Source organism: Rhizobium sp. AN68, from assembly GCF_030758035.1.
Classification (GTDB): domain Bacteria; phylum Pseudomonadota; class Alphaproteobacteria; order Rhizobiales; family Rhizobiaceae; genus Agrobacterium; species Agrobacterium tumefaciens.
Window position 1 is genome coordinate 256,466 of record NZ_JARWMI010000003.1, and the last position, 22,029, is coordinate 278,494.

The 22,029-nt window shown below is 58.8% G+C and carries 20 protein-coding genes and 1 pseudogene; 12 read left to right on the top strand and 9 right to left on the bottom strand.

Translation table 11 applies throughout. The annotated features are described in order from the left end of the window. The first annotated feature begins 46 nt into the window (after positions 1-46). On the top strand, positions 47-1,510 hold the full coding sequence (gene dnaA / locus RBH71_RS14280) for a chromosomal replication initiator protein DnaA (protein WP_003514748.1): 1,464 nt from the start codon (positions 47-49) through the stop codon (positions 1,508-1,510). Between the two features lie 74 nt (positions 1,511-1,584). Here the strand turns inward: dnaA and hemW are convergent, their stop codons facing one another. The 3 genes from hemW to rph are packed head-to-tail and all read right to left on the bottom strand — an operon-like array spanning position 1,585 to position 4,168. Beyond that, entirely contained in the window at positions 1,585-2,784 is a 1,200-nt protein-coding gene (hemW, locus tag RBH71_RS14285) for a radical SAM family heme chaperone HemW (protein WP_003514749.1), read from the bottom strand. Between the two features lie 5 nt (positions 2,785-2,789). Further along, positions 2,790-3,434 (bottom strand): RdgB/HAM1 family non-canonical purine NTP pyrophosphatase, encoded by a 645-nt coding sequence (gene rdgB, locus RBH71_RS14290; protein ID WP_003514751.1) that lies wholly within the window; start codon positions 3,432-3,434, stop codon positions 2,790-2,792. Between the two features lie 17 nt (positions 3,435-3,451). Beyond that, entirely contained in the window at positions 3,452-4,168 is a 717-nt protein-coding gene (gene rph / locus RBH71_RS14295) for a ribonuclease PH (protein ID WP_003514752.1), read from the bottom strand. A 136-nt stretch (positions 4,169-4,304) separates the two neighbouring features. Here rph and hrcA point away from each other — a divergent pair, with 136 nt between their 5' ends. Both hrcA and grpE read left to right on the top strand, forming a co-directional pair. After that, complete coding sequence (gene hrcA, locus RBH71_RS14300) at positions 4,305-5,396, top strand: heat-inducible transcriptional repressor HrcA (protein WP_003514754.1); 1,092 nt, start codon at positions 4,305-4,307, stop codon at positions 5,394-5,396. A gap of 113 nt (positions 5,397-5,509) precedes the next feature. Then, complete coding sequence (grpE, locus tag RBH71_RS14305) at positions 5,510-6,145, top strand: nucleotide exchange factor GrpE (RefSeq protein WP_003514756.1); 636 nt, start codon at positions 5,510-5,512, stop codon at positions 6,143-6,145. Positions 6,146-6,274: 129 nt separating this feature from the next. On the opposite strand, the gene ptsN is transcribed toward grpE, so the two are convergent. The 6 genes and pseudogenes from ptsN to lptC form a co-directional block, all read right to left on the bottom strand. Then, the gene (ptsN, locus tag RBH71_RS14310) at positions 6,275-6,736 is read right to left on the bottom strand and encodes a PTS IIA-like nitrogen regulatory protein PtsN (protein ID WP_003493488.1); all 462 of its coding nucleotides are present in this window, start codon (positions 6,734-6,736) and stop codon (positions 6,275-6,277) included. An 82-nt stretch (positions 6,737-6,818) separates the two neighbouring features. Next, positions 6,819-7,400, bottom strand: a complete 582-nt coding sequence (gene hpf, locus RBH71_RS14315; protein WP_003514759.1) for a ribosome hibernation-promoting factor, HPF/YfiA family — start codon at positions 7,398-7,400, stop codon at positions 6,819-6,821. A gap of 234 nt (positions 7,401-7,634) precedes the next feature. Beyond that, positions 7,635-9,186, bottom strand: a pseudogene (gene rpoN, locus RBH71_RS14320) (RNA polymerase factor sigma-54). 153 nt (positions 9,187-9,339) lie between these two features. Then, positions 9,340-10,149, bottom strand: coding sequence for an LPS export ABC transporter ATP-binding protein (lptB, locus tag RBH71_RS14325; protein WP_003514762.1), 810 nt, complete (start codon positions 10,147-10,149; stop codon positions 9,340-9,342). A gap of 9 nt (positions 10,150-10,158) precedes the next feature. After that, a complete protein-coding gene (locus tag RBH71_RS14330) occupies positions 10,159-10,725 on the bottom strand; it encodes an LptA/OstA family protein (RefSeq protein ID WP_003514763.1) in 567 nt (188 codons plus the stop codon). Positions 10,726-10,738: 13 nt separating this feature from the next. Further along, positions 10,739-11,404, bottom strand: coding sequence for an LPS export ABC transporter periplasmic protein LptC (lptC, locus tag RBH71_RS14335; RefSeq protein ID WP_003514764.1), 666 nt, complete (start codon positions 11,402-11,404; stop codon positions 10,739-10,741). Positions 11,405-11,653: 249 nt separating this feature from the next. Between lptC and sppA the strand changes: the two genes are divergently transcribed. The 9 genes from sppA (at position 11,654) to mutS (ending at position 22,021) form a co-directional block, all read left to right on the top strand. Beyond that, on the top strand, positions 11,654-12,607 hold the full coding sequence (gene sppA / locus RBH71_RS14340; protein WP_013635364.1) for a signal peptide peptidase SppA: 954 nt from the start codon (positions 11,654-11,656) through the stop codon (positions 12,605-12,607). 2 nt (positions 12,608-12,609) lie between these two features. Continuing rightward, the gene (locus tag RBH71_RS14345) at positions 12,610-12,936 is read left to right on the top strand and encodes an integration host factor subunit beta (protein WP_219256707.1); all 327 of its coding nucleotides are present in this window, start codon (positions 12,610-12,612) and stop codon (positions 12,934-12,936) included. A 65-nt stretch (positions 12,937-13,001) separates the two neighbouring features. Continuing rightward, positions 13,002-13,343 carry a LapA family protein gene (locus RBH71_RS14350; RefSeq protein ID WP_003514766.1) on the top strand — a complete coding sequence of 114 codons (342 nt, stop codon included), beginning with the start codon at positions 13,002-13,004 and terminating at the stop codon, positions 13,341-13,343. A gap of 93 nt (positions 13,344-13,436) precedes the next feature. Beyond that, a complete protein-coding gene (locus tag RBH71_RS14355; protein ID WP_003514767.1) occupies positions 13,437-14,570 on the top strand; it encodes a class I SAM-dependent methyltransferase in 1,134 nt (377 codons plus the stop codon). After that, the gene (locus RBH71_RS14360) at positions 14,567-15,427 is read left to right on the top strand and encodes a TrmH family RNA methyltransferase (protein WP_003514768.1); all 861 of its coding nucleotides are present in this window, start codon (positions 14,567-14,569) and stop codon (positions 15,425-15,427) included. Before RBH71_RS14355 ends, RBH71_RS14360 begins: the two co-directional genes overlap by 4 nt. Further along, a complete protein-coding gene (gene lspA, locus RBH71_RS14365; RefSeq protein WP_111802538.1) occupies positions 15,427-15,915 on the top strand; it encodes a signal peptidase II in 489 nt (162 codons plus the stop codon). The genes RBH71_RS14360 and lspA overlap by 1 nt, the downstream gene beginning before the upstream one ends. Positions 15,916-15,970: 55 nt before the next feature. Beyond that, positions 15,971-18,202 (top strand): hybrid sensor histidine kinase/response regulator, encoded by a 2,232-nt coding sequence (locus RBH71_RS14370; RefSeq protein WP_003514770.1) that lies wholly within the window; start codon positions 15,971-15,973, stop codon positions 18,200-18,202. A gap of 95 nt (positions 18,203-18,297) precedes the next feature. Continuing rightward, positions 18,298-19,179 carry a GNAT family N-acetyltransferase gene (locus tag RBH71_RS14375; RefSeq protein ID WP_003514771.1) on the top strand — a complete coding sequence of 294 codons (882 nt, stop codon included), beginning with the start codon at positions 18,298-18,300 and terminating at the stop codon, positions 19,177-19,179. A 190-nt stretch (positions 19,180-19,369) separates the two neighbouring features. After that, positions 19,370-22,021: a DNA mismatch repair protein MutS gene (gene mutS, locus RBH71_RS14380; RefSeq protein ID WP_003514772.1), complete on the top strand. Its 2,652-nt coding sequence runs from the start codon at positions 19,370-19,372 to the stop codon at positions 22,019-22,021. Positions 22,022-22,029 lie beyond the last annotated feature (8 nt).

A 22,029-nucleotide genomic window follows, 5' to 3' on the forward strand; every position in this document is an offset into this window, starting at 1 on the left:
GGCTCGTGATGCAGCTTGCTCAGAAGCGGCAGGGGATAAATCGGCAATGAAGCACGATGCGCTGTTTGAACGTTTTAGCGCGCGGCTGAAGGCACAGGTTGGTCCCGAGGTCTATGCAAGCTGGTTTGCACGGCTCAAACTCCACACCGTTTCGAAAAGCGTCGTCCGTTTTACCGTTCCGACGACCTTTCTGAAGTCCTGGATCAACAACCGTTATATGGATCTGATCACCAGTCTCGTCCAAAGCGAGGATCCGGACGTGCTGAAGGTGGAAATTCTTGTCCGCTCCGCCAGCCGCCCGGCCCGCCCCGCGCAGGTCGAGGAACGGGTGCAGCCCGTTCAGGACATGGGCGCTGTTGCGCGCAACAAGTCCTTCATTCCGTCGCAGCCCGCGACAGCACCTTCTGCACAGCCTGCGGCGGCGCAGGCGACGCTGCGGCAGGGTAGCTCCGGGCCGCTGTTCGGTTCGCCGCTCGATACGCGTTTCACCTTTGACACTTTTGTCGAGGGCTCGTCCAACCGCGTCGCGCTTGCGGCGGCAAAGACGATCGCTGAAGCGGGTGCCGGTGCTGTGCGCTTCAATCCGCTGTTCATTCATGCGGGTGTCGGGCTTGGCAAGACACACCTTCTGCAGGCGATTGCCAATGCCGCCATCGACAGCCCGCGCAACCCGCGTGTGGTCTATCTGACGGCCGAATATTTCATGTGGCGTTTTGCGACCGCGATCCGCGACAATGATGCGCTGACGCTGAAGGACACCCTGCGCAATATCGACCTTCTCGTCATCGACGACATGCAGTTCCTGCAGGGCAAGATGATCCAGCACGAATTCTGCCACCTGTTGAACATGCTGCTCGACAGCGCCAAGCAGGTAGTCGTGGCCGCTGACCGCGCGCCGTGGGAGCTGGAATCGCTTGATCCGCGTGTCCGTTCGCGCCTTCAGGGTGGCATGGCCATCGAGATCGAAGGTCCCGATTACGACATGCGCTACGAAATGCTCAACCGTCGCATGGGCTCGGCGCGTCAGGACGATCCGTCTTTCGAGATTTCGGACGAAATCCTGACCCACGTGGCCAAAAGCGTGACGGCGAGCGGACGCGAGCTTGAAGGCGCCTTCAACCAGCTGATGTTCCGGCGCTCTTTCGAGCCGAACCTCTCGGTTGACCGTGTCGATGAGCTGCTGTCGCACCTCGTCGGCAGTGGGGAGGCCAAGCGCGTCCGTATCGAGGATATTCAGCGCATTGTCGCCAGACATTATAATGTGTCGCGGCAGGAGCTGGTTTCCAACCGTCGCACCCGCGTCATCGTCAAGCCGCGCCAGATCGCCATGTATCTGGCCAAGATGCTGACACCGCGCTCATTTCCCGAGATCGGTCGCCGTTTCGGCGGTCGCGACCACACCACGGTTCTTCACGCGGTGCGCAAGATCGAGGATCTGATTTCCGGCGACACCAAGCTCGGCCACGAGGTTGAGCTGCTGAAGCGCCTTATCAACGAAAACAACGCATGAAAAAAGCGGCCTTCGGGCCGCTTTTTTATTGGTTTCTCGGTTGTTGATTGGCTCAGGACCAGGCAGGCTGCCGGTCAGCAGGCGAGATCGGCGACCACGGCATCCAGAATAAGCATGCCGGAAGGGGTGCAGCGCAGGCGGGAATTGCCGATCCGTTCCACGAAGCCGTGTTGCAGGAGGAATTCCTCTTTCTCCGGGTCGAGTTCGCGGCCGGAGAGATCGCTCCAGCGAGCAAGATCAATGCCTTCGCGCAGGCGAAGGCCCATCAGCAGCAATTCGTCTGCCTGTTCGTCGACGCCGAGAAGCTCCTGATCGACCATGCCGTGGCCTTCACGCTCTACGGTCTCGAGCCAGGTTTCGGGATGGCGCTCGGTGACGGTGGCGAGCTTGGAGGCGCCATTGGTCAGGCGTCCATGCGCACCGGGTCCAATACCGGCATAATCGCCATAACGCCAATAGGTCAGGTTATGGCGGCTTTCCGCACCGGGGCGGGCGTGATTGGAAACCTCGTACGCCGGCATGCCGTAACGCTCGGTGATTTCCTGCGTCGCTTCATAAAGCACCGCCGAATGCTCGCCATCCGGTACGATCAGCTTGCCAGCCTTGTGCAGCCCGTAGAACGGCGTGCCTTCCTCGATAGTGAGCTGATAGAGCGACAGATGGTCGACGGCGTAGGAGACGGCTTCCTTCAGCTCAGCGTCCCATTCGGCCACCGTCTGGTTCGGGCGGGCGTAAATCAGATCGAAGGACATGCGCGGAAAAATTTCCCGCGCCAGACGGATGGCTTTAAGCGCATCGGCAACATCATGCAGCCGGCCAAGGAACTTCAGGTCCCGGTCGTTCAGCGCCTGGACGCCGAGCGAGACGCGGTTGACGCCGGCTGCCCGGTAACCGCGAAACCGCTCCGCCTCGACGCTTGAAGGATTGGCCTCCATGGTGATCTCGATACCATCAGGCACATGCCAGAAGCGCGAAACGCCATCAAGAAGCGCGCCTACGGTCTGCGGGTCCATCAGCGAAGGTGTACCGCCGCCCATGAAAATGCTGGTAACGACACGCGGACCGCTGAGCGCCCGCATCTTTGCCATTTCGCTGAGGAACGCCGCAGTGAACCGTTCCTGATCCACCGGGCGGTGGCGGACATGGCTGTTGAAATCGCAATAGGGGCATTTGGCCGCACAGAAGGGCCAGTGCAGATAGATCCCGAAACCGGGATCGCCCGTATCCGGCAGAAGCGACGCGCCGGGGGCAGAAAGTTGGTGCTCCCCGGTCATCGGGTTCATGCCTCCAGACAGGTTTCGACGAATTTTTTGAACGCGCGGGCACGGTGGGAGAGCGCAAACGCATCGCCGTGCTTCCAGCCGTGTTTTTCGTCTGCGGTCATTTCACCGAATGTGGTGTCGTAACCTTCTGGTTTGAAGATCGGGTCATAGCCGAAACCGCTCGTTCCGCGCGGGGGCCACGCCACCGTGCCTTCCACCTCGCCGCGAAAATATTCGACATGCCCGTCCGGCCAGGCAAGGCACAGCACGCTGACGAATCGGCCCGTGCGGTCTTCCGGCTTCGTTGCACCGCGTTCGGCAAGCGCATCCTCGACCTTCTGCATGGCCATGGCGAAGTCGCGCGTACCGTCAGCCGTTTCAGCCCAATTGGCGGTATAAACGCCCGGCGCGCCATCCAGCGCATCGATCACCAGACCGGAATCGTCAGAAAGAGCCGGCAGGCCGGACGCCTTCGCAGACGCAAGCGCCTTGATGGCAGCATTTTCCTCAAAGGTGGTGCCTGTCTCGTCCGGCTCCACGAAGTTCAGCTCCGCAGCCGATTTGGCTGAAAAGCCGAAAGGCCCGATCAGGTCGGCGATTTCGGCGATCTTGCCCTTGTTGTGGCTGGCGACAACGATCGTTCTGGTATCGAGCTTGCGCATGACGTTTTCCTGTCGGCTCAGGCGATTGCCTGCTTCTGAAGGGCGACCAGTTCGCTGCATCCGGCCTTTGCAAGACCGAGCAGCGTCAGGAATTCCTCTTCGGAGAAGGGGGCACCTTCCGCGGTTCCCTGCACTTCGACGATGCCGCCGGAGCCGGTGATGACGAAATTCGCATCGGTCTCGGCGGAGGAATCCTCGAGATAATCGAGATCGATGACCGGCTGTTTTGCAAAGATGCCGCAGGAGATCGCGGCGATATGGTCTTTCAGGACCTTCTCGACCTTGATCATGTTGCGAGTTTCCATCCACTTCAGGCAATCATGCAGGGCGATCCATGCGCCGGTGATGGAAGCCGTGCGCGTGCCGCCATCGGCCTGAATGACGTCGCAGTCGATGCTGATCTGGCGCTCGCCAAGCGCCTGCAGGTCGACCACTGCACGCAGCGAGCGGCCGATGAGGCGCTGGATTTCCTGCGTGCGTCCGCCCTGCTTGCCGGCCGAGGCCTCGCGCTTCATCCGCTCATGGGTGGAACGCGGCAGCATGCCGTATTCGGCGGTGACCCAGCCCTTGCCGCTGTTGCGCAGCCACGGCGGCGTCTTTTCCTCAAGGCTTGCGGTGACGAGCACATGCGTATCACCGAATTTGACCAGACAGGAACCTTCGGCATGTTTCGAGAAATTGCGCTCGAAGGAAACCTTGCGCATCTGATCGGTTTTTCTGCCTGAAGGCCGCATATGATCCACTCTCCATGTTGGTTCCTGCCTTCTAAGGCGCCCCCCGGGGTTTTGCAAAGCCAATTTCCATTTTGCCGCAGCGGTGCAACGCATTATATTGGTACGGACAGAGTTTTGACGATAAAGAACGGATGATATGGGCTTTTCCGCACCGCTTTCAAAAGATCAGGCATCGTTGCTGGATGAACGGTCGCGGGAGATTTTCCGGCGCATCGTCGAAGGCTATCTCGACACCGGCGAACCCTTGGGGTCGCGCAGCCTGTCGCGGCTGTTGCCGATGTCGCTTTCACCGGCCTCCGTTCGCAACGTCATGAGCGACCTCGAGGAACTGGGTCTCATCTATTCGCCGCATATCAGCGCCGGTCGCCTGCCCACCCAGACGGGGCTGCGCTTCTTCGTGGACGCATTCATGCAGGTGGGCGATCTGCCCGCCGATGAGAGAGCCAGTATCGACCGCCAGATCGGTCCGGTCGCCGGCCACGAGCAATCGCTGGAAGGGTTGCTGACGGAGGCAAGCCGCATGCTTTCAGGCATGTCGCGCGGTGCCGGCCTGGTGCTGACGGCCAAGAGCGACGTCATTCTCAAGCATGTTGAATTCATCCGGCTGGAGCCCACCAAGGCGCTTGCCGTGCTGGTAGGGGACCACAATCAGGTCGAAAACCGTATCATCGAATTGCCGGTCGGCATTTCGTCATCGCAATTGACAGAGGCGGCAAATTTCATCAATGCCCATCTTTCCGGGCAGACGCTGCAAGAACTGCGGGGCCAGTTTCAGACGCAGCGTGCCGAATTGCAGTCGGAACTCGGCACGCTCGCGCAGGACCTCATTGAACGTGGTCTCGCCATATGGGCGGGCGACAATGAAGAGGGCAAGCTCGGCCGCCTCATCGTCCGCGGACGCTCCAACCTGCTGGAAGGTCTGGCCGGTGAGGAAGATATCGATCGTGTGCGCCTGCTGTTCGACGATCTGGAACGTAAGGAAAATCTCATCGAGATACTCAACCTTGCGGAAAGTGGCTCAGGCGTCAGGATTTTCATCGGCTCGGAAAACAAGCTCTTCTCGCTGTCAGGCTCGTCACTGATCGTGGCACCTTATCGGGATGAGGAAAATCGCGTTGTGGGTGCCGTCGGCGTCATCGGTCCCACGAGGCTAAATTACGCCCGTATCGTGCCTATGGTGGACTACACCGCACAAATTATGGCCCGCCTTTCCCGAAAGCAGAGATAGGACAAGCCCGCAAGGTTAGAGAATGCGGCAAGCTTTTCGCCGCAAGCCTTGATTTTTGCCCTTCAAACCTCGATATCGGGCGCAACCAACAATATTCAAATCTGGAGAACGTCATGACCGACGATACGAAAAAGCCCGGACCTGACGCGGACGTCGCCGAAGAGTTTGTCGAACCCGCATTTACAGGGGAAGAGACGGCGGAAGCTGCCGAGCCCGATCCGATCGAACTGCTCAGGGCCGAAAATGCCGATCTGCGCGACAAGTTCCTGCGTCTTGCAGCAGAAATGGACAATCTTCGTCGCCGCACCGAGCGCGAAGTCAAGGATGCGAAGGCCTATTCTCTCGCCGCTTTCGCGCGCGACATGCTTGCCGTTTCCGACAATCTTCGCCGCGCTCTTGAAGCCATTCCTGACGAACTCAAGACCAATGGCGAAGCCGGTCTCAACGGCCTGATCGAAGGTGTCGAGATGACGGAGCGCTCGATGCTCTCGACGCTGGAGCGACATGGCGTCAAAAAGATCGATGCGGAAGGCCAGAAATTCGATCCGAATTTCCACCAGGCGATGTTCGAAATTCCGAACACAGCAGTTCCGAACAACACGGTACTGCAGGTGGTTCAGGCCGGTTTCACCATCGGTGACCGGGTGCTGCGCCCCGCCATGGTTGGCGTCTCAAAGGGTGGCCCGAAGGTGGAGACCGCCGCAGCGCCCGAGCCGGGCACCGCCTCCGTCAACGAGAAGGATGCGTGAGGCATTCCCTCATCTAAAGCGCGTCCGGATATAAAAACCGGGACGCGCTTTTGTTTGAAATGCTCCAATAAAAAACGCGCCTCAAGGGCGCGTTTTTTGTCCATGGAAAGGACCGTCGGCAGCCTTTGATCAGGCAGCGGTCGCCTGCTCCTGATTGAGGAAGGCGTAAATTGCCGTGTCGGAATCGGTGGCACGCAGCTTGGCCACCAGCTCGGGGTCGCGCAAAGCTCGGGCAATTCTCGACAGCGCCTTCAGATGATCCGCGCCGGCGCCTTCGGGTGCAAGCAGCAGGAAAACCAGATCGACCGGCTGGTCATCCAGCGCCTCGAAATCAACAGGTGTTTCAAGACGTGCGAAGACGCCGGTGATCTGATGGATGCTGCTCAGCTTGCCATGCGGAATGGCAATGCCGTGCCCCACACCGGTGGAGCCGAGTTTCTCACGCTGGAGGATGACGTCGAAAACTTCCCGTTCCGAGACTCCGGTAATTCTGGCTGCCTTTGCGGCCAGCTCCTGAAGCAATTGCTTTTTGGAATTCACCTTGAGGGCGGGAATAATCGCATCTTGTTGCAGCAAATCTGCCAACGCCATTCTCTTTTTCCTTCATGCCATCGAGACGATGCAGGAGGCAGATACGCTTTCGCGCTCTGCCTCCCATGTCTTGTCAGACTGTTCAGCTCTTGATCGTTTCCGCGTCGATCCAGCCAATATTGCCGTCATGTCGTCGGTAGACGATGTTGAGATATTCCTTGCCGGGGCTGCGGAACAGCAGAACCGGTTCGTCCGTCATGTCGAGCGCCATCACGGCGCTGGCGACGGACATCGTCTTTATCTGTTTCGAACTTTCCGCAACGATCGTGGGTGCGTAGTCTTCCGGAACCTCGTGGTCCTCATCGGGGACAGCATCCATTACCGTATAGGCGATTTCCGACATCGCGCCGTTCGCCGCGGAACCATTGTGGTGATGGTCCTTCAGCTTCCGTTTGTAGCGACGCAGGCGCTTCTCGATACGCTCGGCGGCGGCATCGAAACTCGCTTGCGGATCATTTGCCTGACCCGCCGCATGCAATACAACGCCCGTATCGAGATGCAGTTTGCAATCGGCTGCAAAACGCGATCCGGACTTCTCTACGGTCACTTGGCCTGAATACCCCCCATCGAAGTATTTGGTAACTGCCAGACCTATATTGTCCTCAATCCGCTGCCGGAAAGATTCGCCGATCTCCATATGTTTACCAGATACACGCACACTCATGGAAAATTTCCTTTTTGTAGTGATTTGCGAGTACCAGCTTACGTCAAGCCGCGCGCGCATCCAAGCGTTTCGAAGGCCTTTAAAAGCCCCCATTCGAATTTTACGCCCATGGACGGTGGAGATGAATCCGTTACAAATGACCTTGCTTACGTGTGCGGCGGGCTTCTAGCCCTTGCCGTAGCAAGAGTCAATGGTGCGGCTGGAAAGCCCTGAAAACGTGACCAGCGCCACCGCTCAGAACGCCGACAGTCTGGCCAGGGCCTTCTTCTCGCGCCGTCTCTGAACGGAGGATGGGATGTTCATCGCCTCGCGATATTTGGCCACGGTCCGGCGGGCAAGATCGATACCACTCTTTTTCAGATTATCGACGATATCGTCATCGGAAAGCACTGCGTCGGCGGCCTCCTGCGCGATCATCGCCTTGATGCGATGACGCACGGCTTCTGCCGAATGGCTGTCACCGCCTTCCACCGAGCTGATGGAAACACTGAAGAAATATTTCAGCTCAAACAGGCCGCGCGGCGTCAGCATGTATTTTTTCGACGTCACCCGGCTGACGGTGGATTCGTGCATCTTGATGGCGTCGGCCACCGTCTTGAGGTTCAGCGGGCGCAGGTGGTCCACGCCATTGACGAGAAAGGCGTCCTGCTGGCGCACGATTTCGGTCGCCACCTTCATGATCGTTCTGGCGCGCTGGTCGAGGCTGCGGGTCAGCCAATGGGCCGTCTGCATGCATTCGGAAAGGAAATCCTGATCCTCTCCCTCGCGCGACTTGTGCCTTGAAACCTCTGCGAAATAGGTCTGGTTGATGAGCACGCGCGGCAGGGTCTCGGGGTTGATTTCCACAAGCCAGCCGCCGGCAGAGGAGGGGCGAATGATGATATCAGGAACGATTGTCTCGGAAACGGTCAGAATCGTAACCAGCGCCCGGACGCGGATTGAGCGTGCGGATTTCCGCCAGCATGTCGAGAAGGTCTTCCTCATCCACGCCGCAGAGTTTTTTTAGAGAAGCGAAATCCCGTTTCGCCAGAAGCTCCAGATTGTCGATAAAAGCCCGCATTGCCGGATCAAGCCTGTCCTTCTGGGCAAGCTGGATCGCCAGACATTCGCTCAGCGAGCGGGAAAACACGCCGGGAGGATCAAAGCTCTGAAGCGTCTCCAGAATGCGCTCCACTGCCGAAGGCGCCGCCCCCAGCCGTTCAGCGACGTCTTCGACAGCATCTACGGCGATATATCCGGTCTCGTCGAGCTGGCCGATCAGCGCTTCGGCGATCATCCTGTCTTCCACAGAGGATATGGCGAGAGGCAATTGCTGATTGAGATGGTCGCTGAGGGTCTGTTTCGCGGCAACGAAGTCGTCGAGATCGTAACTCTCGCCTGACTCCTGCCCGGGCATGGATTTCCACTGCCCCGCCAGTTCGGGTGCGTCGGGCTTTCTGGGTTCGGTATCGTCGGGAAAGACATTTTCGAAGCTGGTGTCGAGCTGTTCGCCGAGATTTGCCGCGCGATCGCCGTACCAGTCGTCGCTGTCGGCCGTTACCGGCGCGGACTTGTCGGACCCTTCGCTGTCGGCATCGCCGAAATTCTCCGCATCAACAGGGCTATCGCTGCTCAAATCCCCGTCGTTTGCCGCAATTTCAAGCAAAGGATTGCGCTCCACCTCCTGCGCGATGAACTGCGTCAGTTCGAAATGCGTCATCTGAAGCAGCTGGATGGACTGCATCAGTTGCGGTGTCATCACGAGAGACTGGTTTTGACGCAGCAAAAGGCTGGCAGATAATGCCATGGCGGACGCGAAACTCCCCTTACAGCTTCTTCGTCGCCACAAATTTCATAAATTTTGCGCAGGCAACGAAACTTGGCCCAAAAATTGCTTTTTTATTATGTTTGGTCAAGCGTCACTGCGGGGCGCGATGAAGAATCTTTCGCGCCCGGGAGCTTAAAGGCTAAAATTATTGCCGAGATAGAGCCGGCGCACATCCGGATTGTTGACGATATCGTCCGCACGGCCATGGGTCAGAACCTCACCGGCATGGATGATATAGGCGCGGTCGATGAGGCCGAGCGTTTCGCGGACATTGTGGTCGGTGATGAGAACGCCGATCCCGCGCGCGGTCAAATGTCTGACAAGGTTCTGAATGTCGCTGACGGAGATCGGATCGACGCCGGCAAAAGGTTCGTCCAGAAGCATGAAGGTCGGATCGGTCGCCAGAGCACGGGCGATTTCCAGACGGCGACGTTCGCCGCCCGACAGCGCGACAGCGGGCGATTTGCGCAGCTGCGCAATGTGGAACTCTTCCAGCAACTCATCGAGCTTGCGGCTGCGCTTGGCGCTGTCAGGTTCGTGCACTTCCAGCACGGCGCGGATGTTTTCCTCGACTGTCAGTCCGCGGAAAATTGAGGCTTCCTGCGGCAGGTAGCCGACACCGAGGCGGGCACGCCTGTACATCGGCATGGTGGTGACGTCGTTGCCGTTGATGGCGATCTTGCCGCTATCGACAGGTACCAGGCCCGTTATCATGTAGAAACAGGTGGTTTTGCCTGCGCCGTTCGGGCCAAGCAGCCCCACGGCTTCACCGCGGCGCACGACCAGCGAAACGCCGTTGACGACGCGCCGTGTATTATAGGTCTTCGTCAGACCATGCGCGATCAGGGTGCCGTCATAGCGAGCCTTGTCGGCCTGCGACGCAGCGTCCACAGGTCGGTCGCGCCCACCGCCAAATATTTTTGAGATCGAGGCTATCTTCACGAGGTGAGACTACTGTTTCTTCTGCTGCGATTTCGGATCGAGCATGATCCGGACAGGGCCGCCGCAGCTTTCAAGCTTTGCCTGCCCCGAATTCATCAGAACAGTGAGCTTGCAGCCGGTGAAAACATTCGCGCCCTCGGACAGCACAACCTGCTTGCCGGTCAGAATGAAGGTCTGCGCCGCCATGTCGAATTCGCCGTGATCGGCCGTGGCCTTCTGCGTCTCGGACGTCAGGTAGACGTTATTGTCGACGAAGATTTTTTCGATGTTGGCGTCACCGCTGGTGAGCGAGGAACCTTCACCCTTGTAATTGACCGTCATCTTGCCGGCCTGAAGGGTGGTGGTGCCCTGCACAACTTTCACGTTACCGGTGAAATAGGCCTTGCGCTCCTGGTCCCGAATCTCGAGCTGATCGCTTTCGATAGCGATCGGCTGGTCGCCGGAGAGCTTGACGCCTGTCATGTTGCTGGTGGTGTTCTGAGCGAAAGCCACGGTTGCAAGACAGGAAAAAGCAAAAGCTGCGGCTGTAACGCCTGCGGATTTGCCAAGGGAAACGGGACGGGAAATTTGCATCATCTGGACCGGGCTCTCACTTGCCTTCATTCTTGATATTGGATGCAGCGATACGTGCGCGTACCTGCCCCGAAAATGTAATAGTCTTGCCATTATCCGCGATATCAATCGATTGCGCAACAATGGCGCCGTCGTTTGTTTTGATCGAAACCGGCTCTTTGCTGCTCATTTTTCCAGCCTTCAGATCGACATCCGCAGATTGGAACTTCGCTTGTATGCCATTGCTGAGATTGATGTCAAAAGGGGCGGTCATCTTCAGCGTGTTGGTGGCCCGGTCGAAAATGCCTTCCTTGGCAATCACCTGGGCCACGCTGTCGTTCACAGGCACCGCAGCCAGAACCCTTTCGAGCGTCATGAGGTTGGGGTTGGCGATATCCTGCAACGCACGGTCTGCGTTCATGGAGTAGTCGATCCCCTTCTCGTTGCGGCCCGCAACGGCCGGCTTTTCCATCACGATCTTGCCGTCTTCGATCCTTGCGCTTTCAAGCGAAACCTCTTCGGGCGCCCAGGTGCGAATGAGCGAAACGGCGACGAAGGCAAACGAGATGATCGCCGCACCGAGCGGCAGAATGATTTTCAGCCGCTTCACGCGCGCGGAATGCCTCAGCGCGCGCTCGTAAGCGCCGTTCTGGTCATTGGGCAGCGGAAACGCTGGCGCGGGTTGGCGGAGTCTTTCGAGCATAAGAGTGGGTCCGGAAAACTTCCTGGGCGCCACTTTGGCGCGCAACTGAAGCTTATATGTTTATCTTGATGTCTTTGGCATGAGTGCTGTGTCCTGCCAATATGGTTTTTGTCTGGAAAGGTGCAAGGGAAATGCGAATTTAATCGTAATTCTGGTTTCCTTATTGTTTCCTTGCGGCTTCGCGCTAGAAGAACCATATGGCCATGACGCTTACATTACGCTTCAAATGCCGGAAGGCAGGGGTTTTCGATGGATAATATGGCGATAGCGGATCGCAGACGATTGCGCCGCAAGCTGACTTTCTGGCGGATTGCCGCTGTTTTTCTGTTTGTCGCCGGCATTTTCGGCCTCTACCGGTTTTTATGGGCCACCCCGCAGCAAAGCGAGAGACCCCATATTGCCCGTGTCCAGATCTCCGGGCTGATCCAGGACAATACCGAACTTCTGGAGCGGCTGGACAAGATTGCCAAGAGTGACAATGTCAAAGGGCTGATCGTTTCGATTTCATCGCCCGGTGGCACCACCTATGGCGGCGAGCGCATCTTCAAGGCCATTCGCGGCGTTGCGGAAAAGAAGCCGGTGGTCTCCGATGTCCGCACGCTTGCCGCCTCCGCTGGATATATGATCGCATCTGCAGGTGACGTCATCGTCGCTGGCGAAACCTCGATCACCGGCTCTATCGGCGTGATCTTTCAATATCCCCAGATCGGCCAGCTGATGGATAAGCTCGGCGTCTCGCTGCAGGAAATAAAGTCCTCTCCGATGAAGGCGGAGCCTTCGCCGTTCCATGAGGCGCCCGAAGAGGCGAAGACGATGATCCGTTCCATGGTGATGGACAGCTACGGCTGGTTCGTCGATCTTGTGGCCGATCGCCGCAAATTGCCGCGCGAGGATGTGTTGAAACTGGCGGACGGATCGATTTTCACGGGCAGACAGGCGCTCGCCAACAAGCTGGTCGACACGCTTGGCGGCGAAAAGGAAATTCGCGGCTATTTCGAAACGCGCGGTGTTGCCAAGGATCTGCCGATCGTGGAATGGCGCGCACCGTCTTCCAGTTCGCCTTTTTCGCTTTTCAGTGTTGCGCAAATAGCGAAGCTTCTGGGATATGACGATTTAATCCCATTTGCGGGCTCTGGTCAGCTCGGTGCGGACAAGTTGTTTCTTGACGGTCTTGTTTCCGTTTGGCAGGTTGAGCCGCATTAAAAATCCAATTCTTTCAGGGGGCAACCGTGATCAAGTCTGAACTGGTGCAGATCGTTGCTGCGCGTAACCCGCACCTTTATCACCGTGACGTGGAAAATATCGTCAATGCGGTGCTGGATGAAATCACCGATGCCTTGGCAGCGGGAAATCGTGTCGAGCTTCGTGGTTTCGGCGCATTTTCGGTGAAGAACCGTCCTTCGCGATCCGGTCGGAACCCGCGCACGGGTGAATCGGTTTTCGTTGAGGAAAAATGGGTGCCTTTCTTCAAGACGGGCAAGGAACTGCGTGAGCGCCTGAACCCCGGTATGGGTGACGAAGAGGACGATTGATCGTTCTCACCCGCCGCCCCGGAAACGGAGCCGAGGGAATGCACGCCGCGATGGAGTAATGTCGGATGTCGAAAAAAATCATCAACCTCATCATCCTGCTTCCGCTGGCGATTATCCTCGTCATCCTGTGCGTGGCCAATCGTCAGTCCGTGACGCTCGCGCTCAATCCGTTCCGGCCGGAGGATGGTGTACTTTCCTTCACCGCGCCGTTTTTCGTGTTCCTGTTTCTGGCCGTCATCTTCGGTGTGCTTCTGGGATCTTCCGCCACATGGTTTGCACAGGGCAAGCATCGCAAGCGCGCCCGTATCGAGGCGAAGGAAGCCGTTCGCTGGCATGACGAGGCGAACCGGCACAAAGCGGCAACAGCCGCGCAGCTTCCGAATGCGGGCCAACTCCCGGCAAAGTGATGGTGCCGACATTCGTTGCGGCTCTAGTCGAGCGACGCTTGGAATGCTATTTGCTGGCGCGATAAGACGCGGGCAGAAGCGGAAAGATTTCCATTGAAGAAAAAAGACAGCCGGCCGGGCAATCGCGTGCGTGCCGGGAGCGAGAAAAAACAGGTTCATGCCGCAAAGCCGGCACGGCGAATGGACGCGGCACCGAAAAAGCGCGAGCCGGACGCGGTGCGCAGCGCGCCGAAACCTGCGCCGAGGGAAAAAATAGCCCCAGTACCGGCCGTTGAGCAGGTGCCTGCGCGGCCCCTCAAGCATCGCACCGGCGAACGTCCCGCAGAACAGGTTCCGGTTATTCTGGAATCGAGTGGCGCGGGTGATTTTCATCTCATCGACAGCGGCAATGGCCTGAAGCTTGAACAATACGGCGAATATCGCGTCGTCCGTCCCGAGGCGCAGGCTCTCTGGCAACCGTCGGTTCCAGACCGCGTATGGCAGAATGCCGACGCCATTTTTACCGGCGACACGGATGAAGACGGCATGGGCCGTTGGCGTTTTCCAAAGGCAGCACTTGGCGAAATCTGGCCCCTGTCGCTGCTCGGCGTCGAATTTCTCGGCCGCTTCACGGCCTTCCGGCATGTCGGCGTCTTCCCGGAGCAGATTGTCCACTGGGAATGGCTGAAAAATGCCGTTGAAACGGCTGACCGGCCGCTGAAAGTCCTGAACCTGTTTGGTTACACCGGCGTCGCTTCTTTGGTCGCCGCTGCTGCAGGCGCTGAAGTGACCCATGTCGACGCCTCCAAGAAAGCGATCGGCTGGGCAAAGGAGAACCAGGCGCTTGCCGGGCTCGAACAGGCGCCGATCCGCTGGATTTGCGAAGACGCGATGAAGTTCATTCAGCGCGAGGAGCGTCGCGGCAGCACCTACGACATCATTCTCACCGACCCGCCGAAATTCGGCCGCGGCACCCATGGTGAAATCTGGCAATTGTTCGACCATCTTCCGTTGATGCTCGATATCTGCCGGGAAATCCTGTCGCCCAAAGCGCTCGGTCTGGTGCTGACGGCCTATTCTATCAGGGCCAGCTTCTATTCGATGCATGAATTGATGCGCGAAATCATGCGCGGCGCCGGTGGCGTCGTTGCGTCCGGCGAGCTCGTCATTCGCGAGGCCGGGCTTGATGGGAAGACGCCGGGCCGGGTGCTTTCCACATCGCTGTTCAGCCGCTGGGAGCCGAAATGACGAACGACATGCGCGAAAACACGACGCGCCGGGTTGGCCAGGTCAAGGAAGTCACCAGCCTTGCCAATCCCATCATCAAGGATATCAAGGCGCTTACCCAGAAAAAGGGCAGGGAAGAGACCGGCACCTTCATGGCGGAAGGCTTGAAGCTGGTTATCGACGCGCTCGAACTGGGCTGGACCATCCGCACCCTGGTTTACGCCAAGGCGGCCAAGGGCAAGCCGCTGGTGGAGCAGGCGGCCGTAAAGACGGTCGCTTCCGGCGGGCTGGTGCTAGAAGTCAGCGAAAAAGTCATCGCCTCGATCACCCGCCGCGACAATCCGCAGATGGTCGTTGGCATCTTTGACCAGAGATGGAAGCCATTGAAGGATATCCGTCCGGAAAAAGGCGAGACCTATATCGCGCTCGATCGGGTGCGTGATCCCGGCAATCTCGGCACCATCATCCGCACGGCGGATGCGGCGGGTGCCTCAGGTGTCATTCTGGTCGGCGATTGCACCGATCCGTTTTCGCTGGAAACCGTGCGTGCGACCATGGGTTCGGTCTTCGCTACGCCCGTTGCCCGCGCCTCGGTTGAGGAATTCCTCTCATGGAAAAAATCAGCCAATGTCAGTGTCGTTGCCACCCATCTTGCCGGGTCGGTGGACTATCGAAAAATCGATTACGCCGGAAAGCCCGTCGTGCTTTTGATGGGTAACGAACAATCCGGCCTGCCGCCTGAACTGGCCGGCAAGGCAGACCAACTGGCGCGCATTCCCCAACAGGGCCGTGCCGATAGTCTCAATCTCGCCATCGCAACCGCTGTCATGCTTTTCGAGGCGCGGCGACATCTCCTCGAACTGGCACCGGTGAAGTAATGGCCAAAGCGGCGTTGTTTTCGAAATTTGGCCCGGCTTTCGCGCTTATCGTTGCTGCCCTTGTGTTGGACCAGGTCGTCAAGCAACTGGTCGATACCTATCTGCCGTTGCAGGAGATGGTGCCGGTCATTCCGTTCCTGGCGCTTTACCGCACCTATAATCTAGGTGTGGCGTTTTCGATGCTGGCGGACATGCACGGCTGGTTCATCGTCAGCATGCGGCTCGTCATCGTGGTCTTCGTTCTGTGGCTCTGGCGCAAGACGGCGGCGGATCGGACTTTTGCCCATCTTGGCTTCGCCTTCATCATCGCTGGAGCAGCCGGCAATCTTCTCGACCGCTTTTTCTACGGTCACGTCATCGACTACATCCTGTTTCACACCGATACATGGTCGTTCGCGGTCTTCAATCTGGCCGACACTTTCATAACAATCGGTGCCGGTTGCGTCATTCTCGATGAGTTTCTGCACGCCCGGGCGGCTAAAAAGTAAAATTTTAGCGTTTGAGCCAAGCATATCAAAACCGCTGCCGTGGTAGCGGTTGTGCATGAGCGAACTGGCACGACTGCGGGAAAAAGTTTCAGATGGCCTCGCCGCCACCCCGGCGCAGCCTGCGGATCGTGTCGACACGACATCTCACCATGGCGGTGCGGAGCGCGGGATAGATGCCAGATCGATCACGCTGTACGTTGCCGCGTCATTGTCGGTGGGTGCCTTCTCCGCGGCCTTGATCGCGCTTGCGGTGCCTTATTCGGTCACCGTCGCCTTGGCATCCTTCTTCGGTGCGGTGCTGGTCGGTCTCCTGTCCTACGCCATGTTCGGCAAATCCTTCCAGTATCCCGGCAAACTATCTGCAGATGATTTGGATGTACGGCTACGCCAAACTCAAAACCGATCGCTGATTGCCGAGATCCAGGAGGCCATGGGCGATATCATCGTCATCCGCAATATGGATCGGCGCATCGTCGAGGCGAATGCGGTTTTTCGTGAAGTGACGGGCTGCTCGGCACCCGAAGGGCTGAGCTGTGAGGAAATCGGCATCGCTTTCCGGCCAGGCGACAAGGCCCACGCTTATGATGTGGAAATCGCGACCCCGTTCGGTCAGCGCATTTTCTCCTGGCACGATGTCGTCACCCGCGATCTGGCAAGCAGTCGTCTTCTCATCAGCAGCATCGCGAGAGATGTCACCGAGGAGCGGCTGGCACTCGGCGAGCGGGAAAACGCCCGGTTACGCGCGGAAAAGGCCGATGCCGAAAAGGCAAGGCTGCTGGCAACTGTTAGCCACGAGATCCGTCTGCCGCTTTCCGGCATGCTCGGCATGAACCATCTTCTATCGCAGACGAAGCTCAATGAAGAGCAACGTAATTATCTCGACGGCATGAAGCAGTCCGGTCAGTCGCTGGTACAGTTGGTCGAGGACCTGCTGGATTATTCGACCATGGAGGCGGGCCGTTTCAAACTCAATCCGCGTGCGGAAAACCTGCGCCGGCTGATCGAGAGCATTGTCGAGATGCTGGCGCATCGCGCCCACGAAAAGGGCATCGAAATCACCTCCGTCGTCACGCCGGATGTGCCTGATTATCTGGATTTCGATCCGGCAAGGCTGCGTCAGGTTCTGTTCAACCTCCTCGGCAATGCCGTCAAATTCACGCAGGTGGGCGGGGTCGTCATCCGAGCGCGCATGGTTGAAGGCGAATTGCATATCACCGTCGAGGACACCGGCCCCGGCATGAGCCAAGCGGAACAAGCCCGTATCTTTGGCGAATTCGAACAGGCAGGCCCGATGTCGCAACAAAGTGGGGGAACAGGGCTTGGGCTCGCGATTTCCGCCCGCATCGTGCGGGAATTCGGCGGCAGCCTCACGGTCTTCAGCCGCAAGGGTGAGGGCAGCACCTTCAAGCTGGCATTCCGTCCGGGCAGTTCGTCCACCGGCACGCCGGACCCGGACCGGCACCATTGCCTGCAGCATACCAATGTCCTGCTGGTCGCGCCGAGGGGCGTGGCAGCAACGGTGACGATGGAGGCGATCGAGGCTTTCGGCGGTAAATGCGCTCTTATCCACGAACCGGAGGACTTGGAAAAGCTGCACGGTACAGCTGCCGATCTCACCGATATCATTGTCGACAGGCGTATTTCGCCTCTGTTCAGAGACGCGCTAAGGGATTGGCCGCAACAGAATGTCCGCCGCACGTTGCTGGTCAGTCCCGAAGAGCGGGCGTCGACCATGCATGCGTCCTTCGACGCCTGGTTGATCCGGCCGCTGCGCGAAAAGTCCCTGATTGACGTCCTCTGCGGCCGTCTGCGCGGCATAGAACGGCGCGATGCCATCAACGACAACCATCCGGATGTGGGGTTTTCGTCACGGGTAACGGAGGGGGTAAGCGGTATCGATATCCTCGTGGCCGAGGACGACGCCGTCAATGCGCGCATCATCCGGGCCGTTCTGGAAAAAAGCGGTTACATCGTGCGCGGTGTCGACGATTTTCAGGCCCTGCAGCAAGCCGTGGCGCCGGGCACAACCCGCCTGCCGCACCTCATCATATCCGATCTCAATATGCCGGGCGGCGAGGGGCTTGAGGTGCTGCCGGAGCTTCTCGGCACGCTGAAGGGCGGAAGAAATATTCCGCTCATCGTGCTCAGCGGCGATGCGAGCGTTGAAACCGCTGAAATCCTGCTGAATGCCGGTGCGGCCAAGGTTTTGACCAAGCCTGCCGACCCGAGACGACTGGTCGAGGAAATCCGCCGCTTGCTGGAGGCGAAACGCCTGTTGCCATCATGACTTGAGAGACTCGCAATGGCTGCATTTTGTCACTATTCTGTCGTCAATTAGTGATTTATGACAGGAAAAATCTTTTGGTGGCGGAGCGATTCCCCATGGTTGCCGAAATCTACAGTCACGACATTTGTGAAAACAAAGTTGTTATTCATCCTCGTCCAGACACCGCTCAGGACAATGAGGGGCTTTTCGGCCGTATCGGCTCGCTGGAAACGCGGCTCGCAAGAAACGAGCGGGAGATCGACGCGGCGCAGTCCGTTCGTTACCGGGTTTTCGTTGATGAAATGAAGGCGCGCCTTCCCGCAGACGCCATGCGCCGCAAGCGCGACATCGACGCCTGGGACAGTGTCTGCGACCATCTGCTCGTGCTCGACAAGGCGATTGAAGGCGACAGCGAGGACCAGATCGTCGGTACCTACCGTCTGTTACGTCAGGAAACTGCACTCGCGAATAACGGTTTTTATTCCGCAAGCGAATTCGACATCGCCGGGCTGGTAGCGCGCCATCCGGGCAAGCGCTTCATGGAGCTTGGCCGCTCCTGCGTGCTGCCGGAATATCGCACCAAGCGCACGGTTGAGCTTTTGTGGCAGGGCAACTGGGCCTATGCCGTGAAACACCGCATGGATGCCATGATCGGTTGCGCTTCGTTCCCCGGCGTGCAGCCGGAAGCCCACGCGCTTGCTCTGTCCTTCCTGCATCACAATTGCGTTGCAAAGGGCGAGTGGGCGGCTTCCGCTCTTCCCGAGCTTTATCACGAGATGGACCTGGTACCGGCTGAGGCGCTGAACGCCCGCAAGGCGCTGAACGCCATGCCGCCGCTGATCAAGGGCTATATGCGTCTCGGCGCTATGTTCGGCTCCGGCGCCGTGGTGGACCACGCCTTCAACACGACAGATGTTCTCGTGGTCCTGCCGGTTTCCTCTATCGCCGGCCGCTACATCAGCTATTACGGCGGCGAGACCGAGCGCATCAACGGCTAACCGGTTTTAACTCGGATCAAGCGGGATGTTCCTGTGGGCAGCGGTGCCGTGTGTGTTGTCTTGGTGCGGCCATTGCCGCTAGTGTCGGCGCTCCCTTTCCGCAACACGATATGACATCGGCAAGCCATTGACGGACGTTTTGACCACCGCTTCCCTGATCTCGGAAGAGAGCCGCGCTACGGCCACTCCCATGATGGAGCAATATATCGAGATCAAGGCGAACAACCCCGGTTCGCTGCTGTTTTACCGCATGGGCGATTTTTACGAATTGTTCTTTGACGATGCGGTGGAAGCCTCGCGGTCGCTCGGCATCACGCTGACGAAACGCGGCCAGCATATGGGGCAGGATATTCCCATGTGCGGCGTTCCCGTTCACGCCGCCGATGATTATCTCCAGAAGCTCATCCTGCGCGGTTATCGCGTCGCCGTCTGCGAGCAGGTGGAGGACCCGGCCGAGGCGAAGAAGCGCGGATCGAAATCCGTGGTGAAGCGCGATGTGGTGCGGCTTGTCACGCCTGGCACGCTCACCGAAGAAAAGCTGCTGTCGCCGACGGAATCCAACTATCTTATGGCGCTCGCTCGTATTCGCGGCAGTGCGGAGGCACAGTTTGCGCTTGCCTGGATTGATATTTCCACCGGCGTCTTCCGCTTGGCGGAAACCACGCTGACGCGGCTCCTCGCTGATATCTGGCGCATCGATCCGCGTGAGCTGATCGTTACCGACAGTCTGTTCCATGACGAAGAGCTGCGACCGGTTTTCGATATGCTTGGCCGTGTCGCCGTGCCGCAGCCGGCCATTCTGTTCGACAGCGCTACGGCGGAAGGGCGGATCGCGCGTTACTTCAACGTCTCGACCCTCGATGGTTTCGGCACATTTTCGCGCGTGGAAATGGCCGCTGCCGCTGCCGCGGTTGCCTATGTTGAAAAGACCCAGATTGCCGAGCGCCCGCCGCTTGGTGCGCCGGAACGCGAAAGCGCTGCCTCCACGCTGTTCATCGATCCCGCGACCCGCGCCAATCTGGAGTTGGTGAAGACGCTCTCAGGCGAAAGGGACGGATCGCTCCTGCATGCCCTCAACCGCACGGTCACGGGCGGCGGTGCGCGGCTTCTGGCCGAGCGGCTGATGTCTCCCTTGACCGATCCGGAAAGGGTTAACGCCCGTCTCGATGCGGTCGCCTATCTTATTGATGACGTATCCCTTTGCGATGGCCTGCGCGACGCCTTGAAACAGGTTGCCGATATGCCGCGCGCGCTCTCCCGTCTTGCGCTGGAGCGCGGTGGCCCGCGCGATCTCGGGGCGATCAGGCAGGGCCTGGCGTCGGCCGAGAGAATTGCCGCCATTCTCGATCAGGGATTATTGCCGGAGGAGCTTGCTGCTGCACTTGCGGATCTGAAGGCTTTGCCGGGCGGGTTGGAAGCCATGCTCGGATCGATGCTGGCCGACGATCTGCCGCTTTTGAAGCGTGATGGCGGTTTTCTGCGTGAGGGCGCCAATCCAGAACTCGACGACGTGCGCGCATTGCGTGACCAGTCGCGCCGGGTGATCGCCGGGCTGCAGCTGCAATATGCCGAGGAAACCGGCATCAAGTCGCTCAAGATCAAGCATAACAACGTGCTTGGTTATTTCATCGAGGTAACGGCGGGCAACGCCGATGTCATGATGGCGACGGATGAAGCGAAGGCGCGCTTCATTCACCGCCAGACCATGGCCGGCGCCATGCGCTTCACCACCACCGAGCTTGCCGATCTCGAAAGCCGCATCGCCAATGCCGCGGCTGAGGCTCTGACCATGGAGCTGGAAGCCTTCGAGCGCATGGTCGAGGCCGTGGTGCAGCAGGCGGAGGCGATCAAGGCGGGTGCGCTGGCGCTTGCGGTGATCGATGTCGCCTCAAGCCTTGCTTATCTCGCTACCGAACAGGCCTATTGCCGACCGATCGTTGATGCCTCCATGACCTTCGCGATCACAGGCGGGCGCCACCCTGTGGTTGAACAGGCCCTGCGGCGCCAGTCGGCTGGGCCATTCATCGCCAATAATTGCGATCTGTCGGCTGCTGCGGGCGGCAAAAATGGTGCGATCTGGCTGCTGACCGGCCCTAATATGGGCGGTAAGTCGACTTTCCTGCGTCAGAATGCGCTCATCGCCATCCTCGCGCAGATCGGCTCCTTCGTTCCGGCAGAAGCCGCCCATATCGGCATCGTAGACCGGCTGTTTTCCCGCGTCGGCGCGTCCGACGATCTGGCGCGTGGCCGCTCGACCTTCATGGTGGAAATGGTGGAAACGGCCGCCATCCTCAATCAGGCGACGGATCGCTCGCTGGTCATTCTGGATGAGATCGGCCGTGGCACGGCAACCTTCGACGGCCTTTCGATCGCCTGGGCGGCGGTCGAGCATCTGCACGAGGTCAATCGTTGCCGTGGCCTCTTCGCCACGCATTTCCACGAACTGACGGTGCTGTCGGAAAAACTTGGTCGCCTTTCCAATGCCACGATGCGGGTGAAGGAATGGGAGGGTGATGTCATCTTCCTGCACGAGGTCGGACCGGGTGCTGCGGATCGTTCCTACGGTATTCAGGTGGCAAGGCTCGCCGGACTTCCGGCATCGGTGGTGGAGCGCGCCCGTGAGGTGCTGACGAAGCTCGAAGATGCCGATCGAAAGAACCCGGCCAGTCAGCTGATCGACGATCTTCCGCTGTTCCAGATCGCGGTTCGCCGTGAGGAAACCCGCAAGGCTGGACCATCTAAGGTGGAAGAAGCTTTGAAGGGGCTCAACCCGGACGAAATGACGCCGCGTGAGGCATTGGACGCGCTCTATGCGTTAAAGAAAGAACTTGGCAAGGCTTAAGAGGATAG

Excerpts from the sequence above, each read along its gene's own strand:
- lspA (WP_111802538.1), top strand. The coding sequence starts at position 15,427 with ATGGCCAAAGCGGCGTTGTTTTCGAAATTTGGCCCGGCTTTCGCGCTT.
- rph (WP_003514752.1), bottom strand. The coding sequence starts at position 4,168 with ATGCGGCCTTCAGGCAGAAAAACCGATCAGATGCGCAAGGTTTCCTTC.
- mutS (WP_003514772.1), top strand. The coding sequence starts at position 19,370 with ATGATGGAGCAATATATCGAGATCAAGGCGAACAACCCCGGTTCGCTG.
- hemW (WP_003514749.1), bottom strand. The coding sequence starts at position 2,784 with ATGACCGGGGAGCACCAACTTTCTGCCCCCGGCGCGTCGCTTCTGCCG.
- dnaA (WP_003514748.1), top strand. The coding sequence starts at position 47 with ATGAAGCACGATGCGCTGTTTGAACGTTTTAGCGCGCGGCTGAAGGCA.
- lptC (WP_003514764.1), bottom strand. The coding sequence starts at position 11,404 with ATGCTCGAAAGACTCCGCCAACCCGCGCCAGCGTTTCCGCTGCCCAAT.
- hpf (WP_003514759.1), bottom strand. The coding sequence starts at position 7,400 with ATGAGTGTGCGTGTATCTGGTAAACATATGGAGATCGGCGAATCTTTC.
- ptsN (WP_003493488.1), bottom strand. The coding sequence starts at position 6,736 with ATGGCGTTGGCAGATTTGCTGCAACAAGATGCGATTATTCCCGCCCTC.
- RBH71_RS14370 (WP_003514770.1), top strand. The coding sequence starts at position 15,971 with ATGAGCGAACTGGCACGACTGCGGGAAAAAGTTTCAGATGGCCTCGCC.
- RBH71_RS14375 (WP_003514771.1), top strand. The coding sequence starts at position 18,298 with ATGGTTGCCGAAATCTACAGTCACGACATTTGTGAAAACAAAGTTGTT.
- rdgB (WP_003514751.1), bottom strand. The coding sequence starts at position 3,434 with ATGCGCAAGCTCGATACCAGAACGATCGTTGTCGCCAGCCACAACAAG.
- grpE (WP_003514756.1), top strand. The coding sequence starts at position 5,510 with ATGACCGACGATACGAAAAAGCCCGGACCTGACGCGGACGTCGCCGAA.
- RBH71_RS14360 (WP_003514768.1), top strand. The coding sequence starts at position 14,567 with ATGACGAACGACATGCGCGAAAACACGACGCGCCGGGTTGGCCAGGTC.
- RBH71_RS14350 (WP_003514766.1), top strand. The coding sequence starts at position 13,002 with ATGTCGAAAAAAATCATCAACCTCATCATCCTGCTTCCGCTGGCGATT.
- RBH71_RS14330 (WP_003514763.1), bottom strand. The coding sequence starts at position 10,725 with ATGATGCAAATTTCCCGTCCCGTTTCCCTTGGCAAATCCGCAGGCGTT.
- sppA (WP_013635364.1), top strand. The coding sequence starts at position 11,654 with ATGGATAATATGGCGATAGCGGATCGCAGACGATTGCGCCGCAAGCTG.
- hrcA (WP_003514754.1), top strand. The coding sequence starts at position 4,305 with ATGGGCTTTTCCGCACCGCTTTCAAAAGATCAGGCATCGTTGCTGGAT.